The following is a 20,411-nucleotide window of genomic DNA, read 5'->3' on the forward strand; positions in this document are numbered from 1 at the left end:
TTGAACGTCGCAACACAAGAAATTTTGTTAGAGCCCGCAGACAACAAGCGTTTGCTCAGCCTGTGCGGCCCGTTTGATGACAACATCAAGCAACTCGAGCGCCGATTGGGCATCGAAATCAATCGCCGCGACAACCGTTTCAAGCTGGTCGGCAAAAACCTGTGCGTGGTTGCCGCCGCCGATATCCTGCGCCATCTGTACGTGGATACCGCGCCGATTCGCGGCGTGATCCCGGATATCGATCCGGAGCAAATCCATCTGGCGATCAAAGAGAGTCGGGTGCTGGAACAGGTGGCGGACAGCGTGCCGGATTACGGCAAGGCGGTCACCATCAAAACCAAGCGCGGTATGGTGAAACCGCGCACGCCTAACCAGGCGCAGTACATCGCCAATATTCTCGATCACGACATCACCTTCGGCATCGGCCCGGCGGGCACCGGCAAAACCTACCTGGCGGTCGCCGCTGCGGTGGATGCGCTGGAACGTCAGGAAATTCGCCGCATACTGCTGACCCGCCCTGCGGTCGAAGCCGGCGAAAAGCTGGGCTTCCTGCCCGGCGATCTGAGCCAGAAGGTTGATCCTTATCTGCGCCCGCTGTACGACGCCCTGTTCGAAATGCTGGGCTTCGAGCGCGTGGAGAAGCTCATTGAGCGCAACGTGATCGAAGTCGCGCCGCTGGCCTATATGCGCGGCCGTACGCTGAACGACGCCTTTATCATTCTGGATGAGAGCCAGAACACCACCATCGAGCAGATGAAGATGTTCCTGACGCGCATCGGCTTCAACTCTAAGGCGGTCATCACCGGCGACGTCACCCAGATCGACCTGCCGCGCAACCAGAAATCCGGCCTGCGCCACGCGGTGGAAGTGCTGTCGGACGTGGAAGAACTGAGCTTCAACTTCTTCCACAGCGAAGACGTGGTGCGCCACCCGGTGGTGGCCCGCGTGGTCATCGCCTATGAGGCCTGGGAAGCCGCCGAACAGAAACGCAAAGACGCGATTGCCGAACAACGTAAGCGCGAGGCGCTCGCCGCCTCCGAGCAGGAGACACCATGAGTCAGGTGATTTTGGATCTGCAGATTGCCTGTGAAAGCAGCGACGGCCTGCCGGATGAGGCCACCTTCCAGCGCTGGCTGGAAGGCGTGCTGCCGCAATTTCAGGAAGAGGCCGAGGTGACCGTGCGTCTGGTGGACGAAGCGGAAAGCCACGAGCTGAACCTGACCTACCGCGGCAAAGACAAGCCGACCAACGTGCTCTCTTTCCCGTTCGAAGCCCCGCCGGGCATCGAGCTGCCGCTGCTCGGCGATCTGATCATCTGCCGTCAGGTGGTTGAGCAGGAAGCGATTGAGCAAGGCAAAACGCTGGAGGCCCACTGGGCGCATATGGTTGTCCACGGCAGTCTTCATCTGCTAGGGTATGACCACATCGAAGACGATGAAGCCGAAGAAATGGAGTCTTTGGAAACCGAAATCATGCACGGACTGGGTTATCCTGATCCGTACCTGGCGGAAAAAGACCCCGTCTGACGTCAGCCGTTTACCCCACAGCCCCCATGCGGGGCTGTCGCTGACGCCCCTTAACTCTGACATGAGTGACAGTAACTAAAACGCCATGAGCGACGACCATTCACAAAGCAATGACAGCCCCAGTCCCAAGAAGGGGTTCTTTACTCTTATCCTTAACCAGCTGTTCCACGGCGAGCCCAAAAACCGTGGCGATCTGGTCGAGCTGATCCGTGATTCCGAACAAAACGACCTGATCGATCCCGATACCCGCGACATGCTGGAAGGCGTGATGGATATCGCCGAACAGCGCGTGCGCGACATCATGATCCCCCGCTCCCAGATGGTGACGCTCAAGCGCAACCAGACGCTGGAAGAGTGCCTGGACGTGATTATCGACTCCGCCCACTCGCGCTTCCCGGTAATCAGCGAAGATAAAGATCACATCGAAGGCATCCTGATGGCCAAGGATCTGCTGCCGTTCATGCGCGCAGACTCCGAGCCGTTCAGCATCGACAAAGTGCTGCGCACCGCGGTGGTGGTGCCGGAAAGCAAGCGCGTCGACCGGATGCTGAAAGAGTTTCGCTCCCAGCGCTATCACATGGCGATTGTCATTGACGAATTCGGCGGCGTGTCCGGCCTGGTCACCATCGAAGATATCCTGGAGCTGATCGTCGGCGAGATTGAAGACGAATACGACGACGAAGACGATCTGGATATCCGCCAGCTCAGCCGCCACATGTACACCGTGCGCGCGCTGGCGCCGATCGAAGACTTCAACGACGCCTTCGGCACCCATTTCAGCGACGACGAGGTCGATACCATCGGCGGTCTGGTGATGCAGGCCTTCGGCCACCTGCCGGCGCGCGGGGAAACCATTGAAATCGAAGGTTACCTATTTAAAGTTGCCATGGCAGACAGTCGACGTATCATCCAGGTTCATGTAAAAATTCCGGACGACTCTCCACCACCGAAACTGGAAGATTAAATCCAACATGGCTAAAGCCTCATTACTTGAACGCCAGTGGGTTCGCGCCCTGCTGGCGCTGTTGTCAGGTGCCGGCGGGACGCTGGCGTTCTCGCCCTACGATTTCTGGCCCGCGGCCATCGTCTCCCTGTTCGGCCTGCTGGCCGTTACCCTCAATCGCACCACCAAACAGTCTGCCCTGCTCGGCTTTGTCTGGGGCTTCGGGTTGTTCGGCAGCGGGATCAACTGGGTGTATGTCAGCATCGCCGATTTCGGCGGCATGCCCTTCGCCGTCAACATCTTCCTGGTGGCGCTGCTCGCCGCTTACCTGTCGCTGTATACCGGGCTGTTCGCCGGGCTGCTGACGCGCCTGTGGCCGGCCACCCGCTGGTGGCGGCTGGCCATCGCCGCGCCGGTGCTGTGGCAGGTGACCGAATTCCTGCGCGGCTGGGTGCTGACCGGCTTCCCGTGGCTGCAGTTCGGCTATAGCCAGATCAACGGCCCGCTGAAAGGCATCGCGCCGCTGCTGGGCGTCGACGCCATCACCTTTGTGCTGATGGCCATCGCCGGCCTGCTGGTGTACGCCGTCAATCAGCGCCGTCTCTCGGCAGCCGTGATTGCCGCCGCGCTGCTGCTGTTGCCGTGGCCGCTGCGCCAGCTGCAGTGGTTTACCCCGCAGCCGGAGAAAGCGGTGAACGTCGCCATGGTGCAAGGCAACATCGCTCAATCGATGAAATGGGATCCGAAAGCGCTGGTCAGCACGCTGCAAACCTATCTGGACGAAACCCGTCCCTACATGGGCAAGGCGCCGATCGTCATCTGGCCGGAATCCGCCATTCCGGATTATGAAGCCAATCAGAACGGCTTCCTGACGATGATGGACGACCTGATGCGGGCGAAGAACAGCAGCCTGATCACCGGCATCGTCGACGTGCGTGCCACGCCGCAGGGCCAGCAAATCTACAACAGTGCCATCGTGCTCGGTGAACCGACGCCGTACAGTTACCCGGCCAACGATCGCTACAACAAGCACCACCTGGTACCGTTCGGCGAGTTCGTGCCGCTCGAGACGCTGCTGCGGCCCCTGGCGCCGTTCTTCGACCTGCCGATGTCCTCCTTCAGCCGCGGCGACTACGTACAACCGCAGCTCAGCGTACGCGGCTACAACCTGACGGCGGCCATCTGCTACGAAATCGTGTTGGGCCAGCAGGTGCGCGATAACTTCCGCCCGGACACCAACTTCCTGCTGACCATCTCCAACGATGCCTGGTTCGGCCACTCCATCGGCCCGTGGCAGCACTTCCAGATGGCACGCATGCGGGCGCTGGAGCTCGGCCGACCGCTGCTGCGCAGCACCAATAACGGCGTCACCGCCGCGGTGGACGCGAATGGCGAGGTGATCGCCGAGATCCCGCAGTTCACCCGTCAGGTACTCGAAGTGAAAGTCACGCCGACCACCGGCTTCACGCCTTATGCGCGCTTCGGCGCCACGCCGCTGTGGGTGATGACCCTGTTGCTGGGCGGCTGGGCGCTGATATTGGGCCTGCGCCGCAAATAGCCCTCTTCGTCGGGGCGCACCCGCTGCGCCCCGCTTTCCCGTCAAATCTTCCCTCAGTCAGAAAACGCCGTTAAATCAACGCGGCTGGCACACTCCTTGCTTTTATCTATGGCGACATCGCGCGCCGGTTTACTTTTGCTGACGTTTTGTCGCACCTGCGCACATTTTGGGTGCATTGAACGCACCGCATGGGTGCGCCGGCGTTTTGTTGCATTGATTTGGTGCGCGCGGCGTCTCAAAAAATGAAACATTTTAGTTTCAAGGTGTTCACAATCGGTTATTTTTTAACAGCGTTCAGTTCATAAGACTATCTTTATAACTTGAGCAATAAACAGTCGATTTAACCTGACGCTCTTTAGTCAGAGCCACAACAACAGTAAAGGAGTTGGACCATGCAAATGCGTAAATTGGCGTTATCGTTACTGCTGCTCGGTGCGGCAGGTAGCGTGGCGCACGCGGAAGACCTGACCGGTACGCTGAAGAAAATCAAAGACAATGGCGTGATCGTTGTCGGCCACCGCGAATCGTCAGTGCCGTTCTCCTACTACGACAACCAACAAAAAGTTGTGGGCTACTCTCAGGACTACTCCAACCAAATCGTTGAAGCCGTTAAGAAAAAGCTGAATGCACCGAATCTGCAGGTGAAAATGCTGCCGATTACCTCGCAGAACCGCATCCCGCTGCTGCAAAACGGCACCTATGATTTCGAGTGCGGCTCCACCACCAATAACCTCGAGCGCCAGAAACAGGCCGCCTTCTCCGACACCATTTTCGTGGTCGGCACCCGCTTGCTGGTGAAAAAAGGCTCCGACATCAAAGACTTTAAAGACCTGGCCGGCAAACCGGTGGTGGTCACCTCCGGCACCACCTCCGAAGTGCTGCTGAACAAGCTGAACGACAGCGGCAAGATGAACATGCGCATCATCAGCGCCAAAGACCACGGCGACTCCTTCCGCACTCTGGAAAGCGGCCGCGCGGTGGCCTTCATGATGGACGACGCCCTGCTGGCGGGCGAGCGCGCCAAGGCCAAGAAGCCGGATCAGTGGGAAATCATCGGCACACCGCAGTCGAAAGAAGCCTACGGCTGCATGCTGCGTAAAGACGATCCTGCGTTCAAGAAACTGGTCGATGACACTATCGCCCAGGCGCAAACCTCCGGCGAAGCGGCCAAGTGGTTTGATAAATGGTTCAAGCAGCCGATTCCACCGAAAAACCTCAACATGAACTTCGAACTGTCGGACGACATGAAGCAGCTGTTCAAAGAACCTAACGACAAGGCATTGAACTAAATAGAATGACAGCCGGGGCGGCCGCCAGGCCAAACCGGCCCAGTTGATGACTGGGACAGACAGGTATGAGGGGGGCCGTTCCCCTCCCTCATTTTCCCCAAGGCGCATCACCGACATCCGCACACAATAAGCCAGCCAGACTGGCCGCGCGGCGATCGGCGCTCATCAAGTCATCAATCTTCGGCGCTCTGCGCCCGTTTACCGGAGTTTGTTATGTCAATAGATTGGAACTGGGGTATCTTCCTGCAGCAGGCCCCGTTTGGGAACACCACTTACCTCGGCTGGATCTGGTCCGGCTTTCAGGTCACGGTGGCCCTCTCCGTCTGTGCATGGATTATCGCTTTCTTCGTCGGTTCGCTGTTCGGTATCTTGCGTACCGTACCCAACCGCTTTCTTTCCGCCCTCGGCACCTGTTACGTCGAACTGTTCCGCAACGTGCCGCTGATCGTGCAATTCTTTACCTGGTATCTGGTGATCCCCGAGCTGCTGCCGGCCAATATCGGCACCTGGTTTAAAAGCGAGCTGGATCCCAACGTGCAGTTCTTCGTCTCTTCCATGCTTTGCCTGGGATTGTTTACCGCCGCCCGCGTTTGCGAACAGGTGCGCGCCGCCATCCAGTCCCTGCCGCGCGGCCAGAAAGCGGCCGGGCTGGCGATGGGCCTGACGCTGCCGCAAACCTACCGCTACGTGTTGCTGCCGAACGCCTACCGGGTGATCGTGCCGCCGATGACCTCGGAGATGCTCAACCTGGTCAAAAACTCCGCCATCGCCTCTACCATCGGGCTGGTGGACATGGCCGCGCAGGCCGGCAAGCTGTTGGATTACTCCGCACACGCCTATGAATCCTTTACCGCCATCACGCTGGCTTATATCGGCATCAACGCCGTTATCATGCTGTTTATGCGTCTGGTCGAAAAGAAAGTGCAGTTGCCTGGCAACCTGGGGAGTAAATAATGTACGAATTTGACTGGGCGTCGATCGTCCCAAGCTTCCCGTTTCTGCTGCAGGGCATGGTAATCACGCTGAAGATCACCGTGACCGCCATCGTGGTCGGCATTCTGTGGGGTACCGTGCTGGCGGTGATGCGCCTGTCGCCGTTCAAACCGATCAGCTGGTTCGCCACCCTGTACGTCAACCTGTTCCGCTCGGTGCCGCTGGTGATGGTGCTGCTGTGGTTCTACCTGGTGGTTCCAAGCTTATTACAACAGGTTCTAGGCTTATCGCCGAAAACCGATATTCGCCTGATCTCGGCTATGGTAGCCTTTTCCCTGTTTGAAGCGGCCTATTACTCGGAAATCATCCGCGCCGGCATCATCAGCATCTCGCGCGGCCAATCCTCCGCCGCGCTGGCGCTGGGCATGACCCATTGGCAATCCATGCGGCTGGTGATCCTGCCGCAGGCGTTCCGCGCCATGGTGCCGCTGCTGCTGACCCAGGGCATCGTCCTGTTCCAGGATACCTCGCTGGTTTACGTACTGAGCCTGGCCGACTTCTTCCGCACCGCGTCGACCATCGGCGAACGCGACGGCACCCAGGTTGAAATGATCCTGTTCGCCGGCTTTGTCTATTTTGTTATCAGCCTCGCCGCCTCGGCGCTGGTAAGCTATTTGAAGAAAAGGACTGTTTGATGATATCCCTGAAAAATGTTTCTAAGTGGTACGGTCACTTTCAGGTGTTGACCGATTGCACCACCGAAGTGAAAAAAGGCGAAGTGGTCGTCGTCTGCGGTCCTTCAGGTTCCGGCAAGTCCACCCTGATCAAAACCGTCAACGGCCTCGAGCCGATCCAGCAGGGCAATATCCTGGTGAACGGCACGCCGGTCAACGACAAGAAAACCAACCTGGCGCAGCTGCGTGCCAAGGTAGGCATGGTGTTCCAACACTTTGAGCTGTTCCCGCACCTGTCTATCATCGACAACCTGACGCTGGCGCAGGTGAAAGTGCTCAAGCGCGACAAATCCGCCTCACGCGAGAAGGGTCTGAAGCTGCTGGAGCGCGTCGGCCTCTCCGCCCATGCCAACAAGTTCCCCGGTCAGCTGTCCGGCGGCCAGCAGCAGCGCGTCGCCATCGCCCGTGCGCTGTGCATGGATCCTATCGCCATGCTGTTCGATGAGCCGACCTCTGCGCTCGATCCGGAAATGATCAACGAAGTGCTGGACGTGATGGTCGAACTGGCGAACGAAGGCATGACCATGATGGTGGTAACCCACGAAATGGGCTTCGCCCGCAAGGTGGCGAATCGAGTGATCTTTATGGACGAAGGCAAAATCGTCGAAGACCGCAACAAAGACGATTTCTTCAACAACCCCGAGTCCGATCGCGCCAAGGATTTTCTGGCCAAGATCCTGCACTAAACGCTCTGCCTATGCGCCCCGCCAGGGGCGCATCTTTTCCCCCGGCACTAAAAGCGCTTGTTTCTCCCCGGTTTTGATCCGATGCTCGCTGGATAACAAACAGAGGAGAAAGAACATGCCCCGCCCTATTATCATCGATTGCGATCCCGGCCTCGACGACGCCATCGCGCTGGCTATGGCGCTGCGTTCGTCAGAACTGGACATCAAAGCCATCACCACCTCCGCCGGCAACCAGACGCCGGAGAAAACCCTGCATAACGCGCTGGGCCTGTTGACCCTGATGCAGCGCGAGGACATACCGGTCGCCGCCGGCGCCAGCGGCCCGCTGATGCGCGAACTGGTGATCGCCGACTATGTCCACGGCAAAACCGGCATGGGCAACACCCACCTGCCGACGCCGACAATCAAACCCGATCCCCGCGGCGCCGTCGAGCTGATCGCCGACTTGCTGCGCGCCAGCCCGCAGCCGATAACCCTGGTGGTGACCGGCCCGATGACCAATATCGCCCTGCTGCTGGCCCAGCATGCCGAGCTGAAAAGCCATATCGAACGCATCGTATTCATGGGCGGCGGTATGAACGCCGGCAATACTACGCCTGTCGCGGAGTTCAACATCTTCGTCGATCCCGAAGCCGCCGAAATGGTGCTGAAATCCGGGGTGCCGCTGACCATGGCCGGGCTGAACGTCACCCATCAAGCGCTGGTGTTGCCGCAGGATATCGAGCGCATTCGCCAGATAGACAATCCGGTCGCGCAGGCGGTCGCGGAGATGCTCGATTTTTACCTGCCGCTGTACCTCAGCCATCCGCGCGGCCTGCCCGGCGCTGCGATGCACGATCCCTGCACCATCGCCTGGCTGCTGGCGCCGCAGCTGTTCACCGGCGTAGAACGTTGGGTCGGTGTGGAGACCAAAGGGGAATACACCGTCGGCATGACGGTGGTGGACTATTTCCAGCAAACCGGCAACGCGGCCAACGTGGAAGTGCTGACCGGCATCAACCGCGAGGGTTTTATCGATCTGCTGGCCGAGCGCCTGGCGCGTTATTGATCCCATCGGGGCGCGCTCGCGCCCCTCCTTCAACTTTTTTGATTTAACTCAGCGAATTTTTGCGCTATCACTGTTGATGGTTTGCCTCTACCATGCGTTTACACCGACTGACATCGTCACCGATTAAACTTCGCCTGGAGATAAGCCAATGAGCCGCGTACTGGTCCTGAAATCAAGTATTCTGGGTGAATATTCCCAGTCTGGAAAATTAGTCGATTTTTTTGTTGAACAATGGCGTGAAGCTCACCCAGAAGACACGTTCACCGTGCGCGACTTGGCTAACCCAACGCTGCCGGAGCTGGATGGCGAAGTGATGGCTGGCTTTACCGCCGGCGACAACCCGCTGACGCCGCATCAGCAGAGCACCCTGGCGCTTTCCGATGAGCTGATTGCCGAGCTGAAGTCGCACGACACGCTGATCATCAGCGCCCCGATGTACAACTTCAACATCCCGACGCAGCTGAAAATCTACTTCGATCTGATCGCCCGCGCCGGTCAGACGTTCCGCTACACCTCCGCCGGTGCCGAAGGGCTGGTGACGGGCAAGAAAGCGATCGTCATCTCCAGCCGCGGCGGCATCCACGCCGACACGCCGACGGATCTGATCACGCCGTACGTGAAGCTGTTCCTGGGCTTTATCGGCATCACCGACGTTGAATTCGTACTGGCGGAAGGCTTCGCCTACGGCCCGGAAGCGGCGGAGAAAGCCGCCCAGGACAGCCGCATCGCGGTCGCGCAGAAAATCCCGGCCGGCGTCGCCGTACCGGCCAGCGCACCGGCGCAGGCGCAAGCCGCCCCAGCAGCCGTCAGCGGCGGTTTCCTGAGCAACCTGCTGAAGAAACTGTTCCGTTAAACGCCGGCCTTAGTGTTCCCCGCCCTGGCGGGGAACGTCATCAAGGCTCAAACGGCCGACGCTGGAACTGGTCGTGACCGCATTTCGGGCAAAGCGGCAGCACCTCCGGCGTGTAAAACGCCAGATGGTAGTGACACTGCTCGCACACCAGATTGCCCAACCCCACCACTTCACCGCTGTGATAAACGCCGTGATGGCTGACATCCTTGAACACTTCACGCCACTCCAGCTGGGTTTTGTCGGTGATATCCGCCAGTTCCTGCCACAGGCTCTCTTTGATCACCCGCATAAACACGCTGTCGGTAAACTCGTCCCGGCTTTCCTGATAGCTGCGGGCGAACTCTTCCAGATCGCGCCGCACCGCCTGCGTCACCTGCCGCACCTCGTCGCGGGTCAGATCTTCGGCCTCGTTCAACCGCCGCTCCGCGCTGGCCACCAGTTCGTCGATATCACGTTCACCGTTTTTCAGGCGTTCGGTCAGCGATGCCACCAATTCGCGGTAATACTGAGCAACCTTGTTCATAGACTCTCCTCGATAAACGCTGCGCCGGGCTTGGCTGTAGGGATACCCCTAAGCTACTTGTTCTTATTTTAGCCGTAAATGACTGATGTCACTTGGCAAGACGCGGGATCCGCAGGTTGTGAGCCGCGTCATGGCGGCGTTTTTTTTAAATGCGCCGAGTCAGGCGCTTGGAGTTGTTGCCGAGAGGTCTTATCAGCTATGCTATGCGGATCTACGAATACTAAATGTTCATTGCGTTGCCTCTGACCGGGGCAACGGTTTACACCTACAGGACCACCGGCCGCCATGCAAGAGCAATACCGTCCAGAAGACATAGAATCGAACGTACAGCTTCACTGGCAAGAGAAGCAGACTTTCAAAGTTACCGAAGACGACAGCAAGGAAAAGTACTACTGCCTATCCATGCTGCCTTACCCGTCCGGCCGACTGCACATGGGCCACGTTCGTAACTACACTATCGGCGACGTGATCTCGCGCTATCAGCGCATGCTGGGTAAAAACGTACTGCAGCCGATCGGCTGGGATGCGTTCGGCCTGCCGGCGGAAGGTGCGGCGGTGAAAAACAACACCGCACCGGCCCCGTGGACCTACGACAACATCGAATACATGAAGAACCAGCTGAAACTGCTGGGCTTCGGCTACGACTGGGATCGCGAAATCGCTACCTGCCAGCCGGAATACTACCGCTGGGAACAGTGGTTCTTCACCAAGCTGTATGAAAAAGGCCTGGTCTACAAGAAGACCTCGGCGGTGAACTGGTGTCCGCACGATCTGACCGTGCTGGCCAACGAACAGGTTATCGACGGCTGCTGCTGGCGCTGCGACACCAAGGTCGAGCGTAAAGAGATCCCGCAGTGGTTCATCAAAATCACCGCTTACGCCGATCAGCTGCTGAACGATCTGGACACGCTGGAAAGCTGGCCGGAGCAGGTGAAAACCATGCAGCGCAACTGGATTGGCCGCTCCGAAGGCGTGGAAATCACCTTCGACGTGGCGGACAGCGAAGAGAAGCTGACGGTTTACACCACCCGTCCCGACACCTTCATGGGCGCCACCTACGTGGCGGTCGCCGCGGGCCACCCGCTGGCGCAACAGGGCGCGCGCAACAATCCGGCGCTGACCGACTTCATCGACGAATGCCGCAACACCAAAGTGGCCGAAGCCGAAATGGCGACGATGGAGAAGAAAGGCATGCCAACCGGCCTGTTCGTTGTCCACCCGCTGAGCGGCGAGAAGCTGCCGGTGTGGGTCGCCAACTTCGTGCTGATGGAATACGGCACCGGCGCCGTGATGGCGGTACCGGCGCACGACCAGCGCGACTGGGAATTCGCCACCAAATACGATTTACCGATCAAACCGGTGATCCTGAACCTCGACGGCAGCCAACCTGACGTGAGCGCCGAAGCGATGACCGACAAAGGCGCGCTGTTCAACTCCGGCGAGTTTGACGGTCTGGACAACGAAGCCGGCTTTAACGCCATCGCCGACAAACTGGTCGCCAAGGGCGTGGGCCAGCGCAAGGTCAACTACCGTCTGCGCGACTGGGGCGTCTCCCGTCAGCGTTACTGGGGCGCGCCAATCCCGATGGTGACGCTGGAAGACGGCACCGTGATGCCGACGCCGGAAGATCAGCTGCCGGTGATCCTGCCGGAAGACGTGGTCATGGACGGCATCACCAGCCCGATCAAGGCCGACCCTGAGTGGGCGAAGACCACCGTTGACGGCCAGCCGGCGCTGCGTGAAACCGACACCTTCGACACCTTTATGGAGTCTTCCTGGTACTACGCGCGCTATACCTGCCCGCAGTACGACCAGGGCATGCTGGATCCGGCCGCCGCCAACTACTGGCTGCCGGTCGATCAATATATCGGCGGTATCGAACACGCCATCATGCACCTGATGTACTTCCGCTTCTTCCACAAGCTGATGCGCGATGCGGGCCTGGTGGATTCCGACGAGCCGGCCAAGCGCCTGCTGTGTCAGGGCATGGTGCTGGCCGACGCCTTCTACTACACCGGCAACAGCGGCGAGCGCGTCTGGGTATCTCCGGTTGACGCCACGGTCGAGCGCGACGACAAGGGCCGCATCATCAAGGCCACCGATCCGCAAGGCCGTGAACTGGTCTATGCTGGCATGAGCAAAATGTCGAAGTCGAAGAACAACGGCATCGACCCGCAGGAAATGGTGGAAAAATACGGCGCGGACACCGTGCGTCTGTTCATGATGTTCGCTTCACCGGCAGAAATGACGCTGGAGTGGCAGGAATCCGGCGTAGAAGGGGCTAACCGCTTCCTGAAGCGCGTATGGAAACTGGCCTACGATCACGTGGCAAAAGGCGCGGTACAGCCGCTGGACGTGGCGGCGCTGAACGAAGATCAGAAAGCGCTGCGCCGCGATCTGCACAAAACCATCGCCAAGGTGACCGACGATGTCGGCCGCCGTCAGACCTTCAACACCGCGATCGCCGCCGTGATGGAGCTGATGAACAAGCTGGCCCGCGCGCCGCAGGAGAGCGAGCAGGATCGCGCGCTGCTGCAGGAAGCGCTGCTGGCCGTGGTTCGCATGCTGTATCCGTTCACCCCGCACGTGTGCTTCACCCTGTGGCAGTCGCTGGGCGGCGAAGGCGACGTGGACACCGCGCCATGGCCGGTTGCCGACGAACAGGCGATGGTCGAGGACTCCAAGCTGGTGGTGGTGCAGGTGAACGGCAAGGTTCGCGCTAAAATCACCGTATCTGCCGATGCGACCGAAGAGCAAGTGCGCGCGCGCGCTGCCGAAGAGCATCTGGTGGCTAAATATCTGGACGGCGTCACGATTCGCAAAGTGATCTACGTTCCGGGCAAACTGCTTAACCTGGTTGTGGGTTAACACAAGGAGGAGTTGTGCGACAACGTATTCTGACGCTGTTGCTGGGGTTGGCGGTGCTGGTCACCGCCGGCTGCGGTTTTCACCTGCGTGGCACCACGCAGGTGCCTAATGAAATGAAAACGCTGATCCTGGACAGTTCGGATCCTTACGGACCATTGACGCGCGCGGTGCGTGAGCAGTTGCGTCTGAACGACGTGACCATCGTCAGCGATCCGAAGCGCAAAGACGTGCCTTCCTTGCGCATCCTCGGCGCGACGGAAAGCCAGGATACCGCCTCGATCTTCCAGGACGGTAAAACCGCCGAGTACCAGTTGGTGCTGACCGTGCAGGCGCAGGTGCTGCTCCCGGGCCACGACCTGTATCCGCTGTCGGTGAAAGTGTTCCGTTCGTTCTTCGACAACCCGCTGACCGCGCTGGCCAAAGACTCCGAGCAGGAGATCATTCGCCAGGAAATGCGTGAGCAGGCGGCGCAACAGCTGGTGCGCAAACTGCTGACCGTGCACGCGGCGGAAGAAGAAAACCGGCAGAAAGCCGCTGCCGTCGGCGAACGAGCGGCAAGCCAAACCGCACAATGATCCGCATTTATCCGGAACAACTTGCCGCGCAGCTCCGAGAGGGGCTGCGCGCTTGTTATTTATTGAGCGGCAATGAACCGCTACTGCTGCAGGAAAGCCAGGATCTGCTCCGGCAGGCTGCGCAACAGCAGCAGTTCAGCGAGCACTACAGCATTTCCCTCGACGCCCATACCGACTGGGACGCCATCTTCGGCATCTGCCAGGCGATGAGCCTGTTCGCCAGCCGCCAGACGCTGCTGCTGATCTTCCCGGAAAACGGCCCGACGGCGCCGATCGGCGAACAGCTGACCAAGCTTGCCACGCTGCTGCACGAGGATATTCTGCTGATCCTGCGCGGCCCGCGCCTCACCAAAGCGCAGGAAAACAGCGCCTGGTTCAAGGCGCTCAGCCCACACGGCGCCCTCGTCAGTTGCCAGACGCCGGAACAGGCACAGCTGCCGCGCTGGGTCGCCACGCGCGCCAAGGCGATAAAGCTGGAATTGGACGACGCCGCCAATCAGCTGTTGTGCTACTGCTACGAAGGCAACCTGCTGGCGCTGTCGCAGTCGCTGGAGCGGCTGTCGCTGCTGCACCCGGACGGCAAACTCACGCTGCCGCGCGTCGAACAGGCGGTGAACGACGCCGCCCACTTCACGCCGTTCCACTGGCTGGATGCCCTGCTGGCCGGCAAAAGCAAGCGCGCCTGGCATATCTTGCAGCAGCTGCAGCAAGAGGACGTGGAGCCGGTGATCCTGCTGCGCACCTTACAGCGCGAACTGCTGCTGTTGCTGACGCTGCAGCGCCGCATGGCGTCCGCGCCGCTGCGCACGCTGTTCGACCAGCACAAGGTCTGGCAGAATCGCCGCCCGCTGGTGACCCAGGCGCTGCAACGCCTGTCCGGCGCCCAGCTGCAGCAAGCGGTACAGCTGCTGACGCAAATCGAGCTGACCCTCAAGCAGGACTATGGCCAGTCGGTCTGGCCGGAACTGGAAACCCTGTCGATGCTGCTGTGCGGCAAACCCCTGGCCACGAGTTTTAGCGATGCCCACTAATCCGGAACACCCCACCGTTTTGCACGCGCTGTTCGGCGGCACCTTCGATCCGATCCACTACGGCCACCTGCGGCCGGTGGAAGCGTTGGCCGCCGAAGTGGGTCTGAATCGCGTCACGCTGCTGCCTAACCACGTGCCGCCGCACCGCCCGCAGCCGGAGGCCAATGCGCAGCAACGCCTGAAGATGGTCGAGCTGGCGATCGCCGGCAACCCGCTGTTTGCGGTCGACGATCGCGAACTGCACCGCACCACCCCCTCCTACACCATCGAGACGTTGGAAACGATTCGTAAAGAGCGTGGCGCCGCCCAGCCACTGGCGTTTATTATTGGCCAGGACTCGCTGCTGACATTGCATAAATGGCATCGCTGGCAGGCGCTGTTGGACGTCTGCCACCTGCTGGTGCTGGCGCGCCCGGGCTATAACGATCGCATGGACACACCGGAACTGCAGCAGTGGCTGGAACGCCATCGCACCGTCGATCCGGCGCTGCTCAGCCGTCGCCCGCACGGCCATATCTATCTGGCAGATACGCCGGAACTGGAAATTTCCGCCACCGAGATCCGCCAGCGCCGCCATCAGGGCCTCAACTGCGACGACCTGCTGCCACGCCCGGTGCAGCGCTATATCGAGTTGCAGGGTTTATATCGCTAGCGAAAGGTGCGTGATATACTGCGCCGCTATTTTTCAGGTATCCGCTGAAAACCCCGGAAACCTTAGCTGGCCGGGCAGTCACCAGTTAGCTGGCTTTCAGCGGCAGCCTGCCGAAACCATTATCCGGTTACGCCGCGGCGTGCGCATGTTGCCCGCTGCAGTCGACTGAACAGAACACACCCGAGGGGGAACCTTTGCAAGGTAAAGCGCTCCAAGATTTCGTCATCGATAAAATCGATGACCTGAAAGGCCAAGACATTATCGCTCTGGACGTACAGGGCAAATCCAGCATCACTGATTGCATGATCATCTGCACCGGCACATCGACTCGCCACGTGATGTCGATCGCCAACCACGTGGTACAGGAATCCCGTGCCGTAGGCATGGAGCTGTTTGGCATGAAAGGCCAGGAAGCCTCCGACTGGATCGTGGTCGATCTGGGCGAAGTGATCGTGCACGTGATGCAGGAAGAAAGCCGTCGCCTGTACGAGCTGGAAAAACTCTGGAGCTAAGCGGTGAAACTGCAATTGGTGGCGGTCGGCACCAAAATGCCAGACTGGGTGCAAACCGGCTTTATGGATTACCTGCACCGCTTTCCCAAAGATATGCCGTTTGAGCTGACCGAGATCCCGGCGGGCAAACGCGGCAAAAACGCCGACATCAAACGCATTCTGGACAAGGAAGGCGAACAGATGCTGGCGGCGGTGGGCAAAGGCAACCGCATCGTTACGCTGGATATCCCAGGCACGCCGTGGGAAACGCCGCAGCTGGCGCAGCAGCTTGAGCGCTGGAAGCAGGATGGCCGCAACGTCAGCCTGCTGATCGGCGGCCCGGAAGGGCTGGCGCCCGCCTGCAAAGCCGCTGCCGAGCAGAGCTGGTCGCTTTCTCCGTTGACGCTGCCGCATCCTTTGGTGCGCGTCCTGGTGGCCGAAAGCCTCTACCGCGCCTGGAGTATTACAACAAATCATCCTTACCACCGGGAATAGCCGGTGGTGACCGTGACAGAGTGAAATAAAGCAGCGGGATGAAAATAGAACGTAACCCTTTTCGCGACTATACGGCTGAATCCGCCCTGTTTGTACGCCGCGCCCTGGTGGCGTTCCTGGTCATCCTGGTGCTGTCCGGCATCCTGATCGCCAACCTGTATAATCTGCAAGTGGTCCGCGTCGAGGATTACCGCACCCGCTCCAACGAAAACCGCATCAAGCTGGTGCCCATCGCGCCCAGCCGCGGCATTATCTACGATCGCAACGGCACCCCGCTGGCACTCAACCGCACCATTTATCAGCTGGAACTGATGCCAGAGAAGGTTGACGATCTCAAAGCCACGCTGCAGGCGCTGCGCACGGTGGTCGATCTGACCGACGACGACATCACCAATTTCGAAAAAGAGCGCAAGCGTTCGCGCCGTTTCGTCTCCATTCCGGTGAAAACCGCGCTAACCGAGGTGCAGGTCGCCCGCTTTGCGGTCAATCAGTTCCGCTTCCCCGGCGTGGAAGTAAAAGGCTACCAGCGCCGCTACTACCCCTACGGTTCCGCCCTCACCCACGTCACCGGCTATGTGTCGAAGATCAACGACCGCGACGTCGAACGCCTGGATAAAGACGGCAAGCTGGCCAACTACGCCGCCACCCACGATATCGGCAAGCTGGGTATCGAACGCTATTACGAAGACACGCTGCACGGCAAAACCGGCTATGAAGAGGTCGAGGTCAACAACCGTGGCCGGGTGATCCGCCAATTGCACGAACAGCCGCCTTCCGCCGGTCAGGACGTTTACCTGACGCTCGATCTTGATTTGCAGCGCTATATCGAGCAGCTGCTGGTCGGCAGCCGCGCCGCGGTGGTGGTGAGCGATCCACGCACCGGCGCCATCCTGGCGATGGTGTCCAACCCGAGTTACGATCCAAACCTGTTCGTCGACGGCATTTCCAGCAAGGACTACCAGGGGCTGTTGAACGATCCGAATCGCCCGCTGATCAACCGCGCCACGCAGGGGGTCTATCCGCCTGCATCAACGGTGAAGCCTTACATCGCGGTGTCGGCGCTGAGCGCCGGAGTGATCACCAAAAACACCGTGGTGTTCGATCCCGGTTGGTGGCAACTGCCCGGCTCGGAAAAACGCTTCCGCGACTGGAAAAAATGGGGCCACGGCCGCCTGAACGTCACCAAGGCGCTGGAAGAGTCCGCAGATACCTATTTCTATCAGGTCGCCTATGACATGGGGATCGATCGGCTGTCGACCTGGCTGACCAAATTCGGTTACGGCCAGTACACCGGCATCGATCTGTCCGAAGAACGATCCGGCCTAATGCCGACGCGCGAGTGGAAGCTCAAACGCTATAAAAAGCCGTGGTATCAGGGCGACACCATTCCGGTGGGTATCGGCCAGGGTTACTGGACCGCCACGCCGATCCAGATGGCCAAAGCACTGAACACCCTGATCAACGACGGCACCGTCAAAACGCCGCACCTGCTGCAGAGTACCCGCGTCAACGGCGCGCTGGTGCCGTTCAAACAGGAAGAGAGCACGCAGATCGGCGATATTCACTCCGGCTTCTGGGAAATCGCCAAAGACGGCATGTATGGTGTGGCCAACCGTCCGAACGGGACGGCGCGCAAATACTTTGCGGACGCACCTTATAAAGCCGCGGCGAAATCGGGTACCGCACAGGTATTCGGCTATGAAACCTACAACGCCCACAAACTGGCGGAGCACCTGCGCGATCACAAACTGATGACCGCCTTCGCACCGTTCAACAATCCGACGGTGTCGGTCGCCATCATTCTGGAAAACGGCGGCTCCGGTCCGGCGGTGGGAACCATCACCCGCCAGATCCTCGACCACATTCTGCTGGGCGACAACAATACGCAATTGCCAAGCGAGGCCCCGCTGCCGCCTGGCGTAGAAGGTGACTAAGGTAGAACATGACTGAAAGCCAACAAAAAGGCTCGATCTGGACCAAAATCCACATCGACCCGACGTTCCTGCTGCTGATCCTGGCCCTGTTGGTCTACAGCGCCTTCGTGATGTGGAGCGCCAGCGGCCAGGACATCGGCATGATGGAGCGCAAGATCGGGCAGATCGTCATGGGGCTGATCGTGATGGCCGTCATGGCGCAAATCCCGCCGCGCGTGTACGAAAGCTGGGCGCCCTATCTGTATATTTTCTGCGTGATTTTGCTGATCCTCGTGGACGCCTTCGGCCAGATAAGTAAAGGCGCGCAGCGCTGGCTGGATCTCGGCGTGGTGCGCTTCCAGCCGTCGGAAATCGCCAAGATCGCCGTGCCGCTGATGGTGGCGCGCTTTATGAACCGCGATGTCTGCCCGCCTTCGCTGAAAAACACCGCCATCGCGCTGGTGCTGATCTTCCTGCCAACGCTGCTGGTGGCCGCGCAGCCAGATCTGGGCACCTCGATCCTGATCGCCGCCTCCGGCCTGTTCGTGCTGTTCCTGTCGGGCATGAGCTGGAAGCTGATCGCCGTCGCCGCCGTCGCACTGGCGGCCTTTATCCCGGTGCTGTGGTTCTTCCTGATGCACGGCTATCAGCGCGACCGCGTCATGATGCTGCTCGATCCGGAGAGCGACCCACTCGGCGCCGGCTATCACATCATTCAATCCAAGATCGCCATCGGCTCCGGCGGCCTGTCCGGCAAGGGCTGGCTGCACGGCACCCAGTCGCAGCTGGAGTTTCTGCCGGAGCGCCATACCGACTTTATCTTCGCCGTGTTGGCCGAAGAGCTGGGGCTGATCGGGGTATTGGTGCTGCTGGCGCTCTACCTGCTGGTGATCATTCGCGGGCTGATGATCGCCGCCAAGGCGCAAACCACCTTCGGCCGCGTCATGGTCGGCGGCTTGATGCTGATTTTGTTCGTTTATGTCTTTGTTAACATCGGTATGGTCAGTGGCATTTTGCCGGTAGTTGGCGTACCTTTGCCTCTGGTCAGTTACGGGGGTTCGGCGCTGATAGTATTGATGGCCGGTTTCGGCATCATCATGTCGATCCACACGCATCGGAAAATGCTGTCTAAAAGTTTATAAGAGGTGAGTAATGCGTAAGGAATGGCTTTGGATCGGCGTCGCGGCGGTGTTGCTCTCCGCCTGTACCGCCCCGACCACGGAACAGCAGGCACCACAGCAGCCGTACAACGGCCCGGTGGTGGAGATCGGTGGCGTCGAGCCTCAATATGAACCCTATAACCCTAATAACATGCAGGATTATAAGGTTAATGGCGATACTTACCGCATCGTAAAAGATCCGCAGAACTTCTCGCAGACCGGCCTGGCGGCCTGGTATGGCGAAGAAGCCAACGGCAACACCACGGCGCTGGGCGAGCAGTTCGACCCCAACGGTCTGACTGCGGCGCACCCGACCTTACCGATCCCAAGCTATGTGCGCGTCACTAACCTGGCCAACGGCCGTCAGCTGGTGGTGCGCGTCAACGATCGCGGGCCTTACACCAAGGGCCGTATTATCGATCTGTCGAAAGCCGCCGCCGATCGCCTCAACCTGTCGAACAACACCAAGGTCAAAGTCGATTTCATCAACGTGGCGCCGGACGGCACGCTGAGCGGCCCAGGCACCATCGGTACCATCGTGGCGAAGCAGAGCTATGCCCTGCCGTCGCGCCCGGATCTCGGCGCCAGCGGCATGGGCACCCCCATCCAACAGGACGTGCCGGTCGCCAGCGGCGCGGCGGTACGCCCGATCGATAACAGCACCCTGCGCACCGACGACGACAACGCTCCAGCAACCGGCGGCAACGCCGGTAGCGGCCGCAGCGGTTTCCTCGGCGCGCCAAGCGCATTGCCGGCCGGCGTGCTGGAAGGTTCGGAGCCTGAAGCCGCCGCCGTGGCTGCACCGGTCGCGGCCGGCGCCGCAGCTGCCGGCATGGCTGCCGCTTCGTCCTCCGGCGGTTACGTGGTGCAGGTCGGTGCGCTGAGCAGCGCCGAGCGTGCCCAGAGCTGGCAGCAAAGCCTGAGCCAACAGTTTGGCGTCCCGGGCAAAGTGGCGGCCAACGGCAACGTTTATCGCGTCCAGCTCGGCCCGTTCAGCAGCCGTCAGCAGGCGGCCCAGCTGCAGCAACGCCTGGCGAGCGAAGCGCAACAACAGTCTTTCGTTACTGCTGCACCCTGAGCATTAAGCCCGGTGGGCATTCACGGCCGATAAGCGGTTATTTAGCTGAAACATT

General features: G+C 59.9%; 20 protein-coding genes. 19 read left to right on the forward strand and 1 reads right to left on the reverse strand.

Annotated features, from left to right (window positions below; genetic code table 11):
• From RE418_RS00625 to RE418_RS00670, 10 genes are all read left to right on the forward strand, one after another.
• A complete protein-coding gene (locus RE418_RS00625; RefSeq protein WP_025301852.1) occupies positions 1-1,056 on the forward strand; it encodes a PhoH family protein in 1,056 nt (351 codons plus the stop codon).
• A complete protein-coding gene (gene ybeY, locus RE418_RS00630; protein WP_016928766.1) occupies positions 1,053-1,526 on the forward strand; it encodes an rRNA maturation RNase YbeY in 474 nt (157 codons plus the stop codon). The genes RE418_RS00625 and ybeY overlap by 4 nt, the downstream gene beginning before the upstream one ends.
• A gap of 85 nt (positions 1,527-1,611) precedes the next feature.
• A complete protein-coding gene (gene corC, locus RE418_RS00635; protein ID WP_025301851.1) occupies positions 1,612-2,490 on the forward strand; it encodes a CNNM family magnesium/cobalt transport protein CorC in 879 nt (292 codons plus the stop codon).
• A 7-nt stretch (positions 2,491-2,497) separates the two neighbouring features.
• Positions 2,498-4,027 carry an apolipoprotein N-acyltransferase gene (gene lnt / locus RE418_RS00640; RefSeq protein ID WP_043135765.1) on the forward strand — a complete coding sequence of 510 codons (1,530 nt, stop codon included), beginning with the start codon at positions 2,498-2,500 and terminating at the stop codon, positions 4,025-4,027.
• A gap of 392 nt (positions 4,028-4,419) precedes the next feature.
• Positions 4,420-5,316, forward strand: a complete 897-nt coding sequence (locus RE418_RS00645) for an amino acid ABC transporter substrate-binding protein (protein WP_025301849.1) — start codon at positions 4,420-4,422, stop codon at positions 5,314-5,316.
• A 213-nt stretch (positions 5,317-5,529) separates the two neighbouring features.
• A complete protein-coding gene (locus RE418_RS00650) occupies positions 5,530-6,270 on the forward strand; it encodes an amino acid ABC transporter permease (protein WP_019454074.1) in 741 nt (246 codons plus the stop codon).
• On the forward strand, positions 6,270-6,944 hold the full coding sequence (gene gltK / locus RE418_RS00655) for a glutamate/aspartate ABC transporter permease GltK (protein WP_025301848.1): 675 nt from the start codon (positions 6,270-6,272) through the stop codon (positions 6,942-6,944). The genes RE418_RS00650 and gltK overlap by 1 nt, the downstream gene beginning before the upstream one ends.
• Complete coding sequence (locus tag RE418_RS00660; protein ID WP_025301847.1) at positions 6,944-7,669, forward strand: amino acid ABC transporter ATP-binding protein; 726 nt, start codon at positions 6,944-6,946, stop codon at positions 7,667-7,669. Before gltK ends, RE418_RS00660 begins: the two co-directional genes overlap by 1 nt.
• Positions 7,670-7,784: 115 nt before the next feature.
• Positions 7,785-8,717, forward strand: coding sequence for a pyrimidine-specific ribonucleoside hydrolase RihA (rihA, locus tag RE418_RS00665; protein WP_025301846.1), 933 nt, complete (start codon positions 7,785-7,787; stop codon positions 8,715-8,717).
• A 148-nt stretch (positions 8,718-8,865) separates the two neighbouring features.
• Positions 8,866-9,570: an FMN-dependent NADH-azoreductase gene (locus RE418_RS00670; RefSeq protein ID WP_089180619.1), complete on the forward strand. Its 705-nt coding sequence runs from the start codon at positions 8,866-8,868 to the stop codon at positions 9,568-9,570.
• Between the two features lie 40 nt (positions 9,571-9,610).
• On the opposite strand, the gene RE418_RS00675 is transcribed toward RE418_RS00670, so the two are convergent.
• A complete protein-coding gene (locus RE418_RS00675) occupies positions 9,611-10,093 on the reverse strand; it encodes a zinc ribbon-containing protein (RefSeq protein ID WP_025301844.1) in 483 nt (160 codons plus the stop codon).
• Positions 10,094-10,378: 285 nt separating this feature from the next.
• Here RE418_RS00675 and leuS point away from each other — a divergent pair, with 285 nt between their 5' ends.
• From leuS to rlpA, 9 genes are all read left to right on the forward strand, one after another.
• Entirely contained in the window at positions 10,379-12,961 is a 2,583-nt protein-coding gene (gene leuS / locus RE418_RS00680; protein ID WP_043135757.1) for a leucine--tRNA ligase, read from the forward strand.
• Positions 12,962-12,975: 14 nt separating this feature from the next.
• Positions 12,976-13,536 (forward strand): LPS assembly lipoprotein LptE, encoded by a 561-nt coding sequence (gene lptE / locus RE418_RS00685; protein ID WP_043135755.1) that lies wholly within the window; start codon positions 12,976-12,978, stop codon positions 13,534-13,536.
• The gene (holA, locus tag RE418_RS00690; protein WP_089180618.1) at positions 13,533-14,567 is read left to right on the forward strand and encodes a DNA polymerase III subunit delta; all 1,035 of its coding nucleotides are present in this window, start codon (positions 13,533-13,535) and stop codon (positions 14,565-14,567) included. The genes lptE and holA overlap by 4 nt, the downstream gene beginning before the upstream one ends.
• Positions 14,557-15,219 carry a nicotinate-nucleotide adenylyltransferase gene (gene nadD, locus RE418_RS00695; RefSeq protein ID WP_025301840.1) on the forward strand — a complete coding sequence of 221 codons (663 nt, stop codon included), beginning with the start codon at positions 14,557-14,559 and terminating at the stop codon, positions 15,217-15,219. The genes holA and nadD overlap by 11 nt, the downstream gene beginning before the upstream one ends.
• Before the next feature lie 194 nt (positions 15,220-15,413).
• A complete protein-coding gene (gene rsfS, locus RE418_RS00700; RefSeq protein WP_025301839.1) occupies positions 15,414-15,731 on the forward strand; it encodes a ribosome silencing factor in 318 nt (105 codons plus the stop codon).
• A gap of 3 nt (positions 15,732-15,734) precedes the next feature.
• Positions 15,735-16,205: a 23S rRNA (pseudouridine(1915)-N(3))-methyltransferase RlmH gene (gene rlmH, locus RE418_RS00705; RefSeq protein ID WP_004940002.1), complete on the forward strand. Its 471-nt coding sequence runs from the start codon at positions 15,735-15,737 to the stop codon at positions 16,203-16,205.
• A 38-nt stretch (positions 16,206-16,243) separates the two neighbouring features.
• A complete protein-coding gene (gene mrdA / locus RE418_RS00710) occupies positions 16,244-18,139 on the forward strand; it encodes a peptidoglycan DD-transpeptidase MrdA (RefSeq protein WP_025301838.1) in 1,896 nt (631 codons plus the stop codon).
• 8 nt (positions 18,140-18,147) lie between these two features.
• Complete coding sequence (gene mrdB, locus RE418_RS00715) at positions 18,148-19,260, forward strand: peptidoglycan glycosyltransferase MrdB (protein ID WP_004940006.1); 1,113 nt, start codon at positions 18,148-18,150, stop codon at positions 19,258-19,260.
• 10 nt (positions 19,261-19,270) lie between these two features.
• Positions 19,271-20,356: an endolytic peptidoglycan transglycosylase RlpA gene (gene rlpA / locus RE418_RS00720; protein WP_025301837.1), complete on the forward strand. Its 1,086-nt coding sequence runs from the start codon at positions 19,271-19,273 to the stop codon at positions 20,354-20,356.
• Positions 20,357-20,411: the final 55 nt, after the last annotated feature.

This window comes from Serratia sp. szju (assembly GCF_044594185.1).
Classification (GTDB): domain Bacteria; phylum Pseudomonadota; class Gammaproteobacteria; order Enterobacterales; family Enterobacteriaceae; genus Serratia; species Serratia bockelmannii.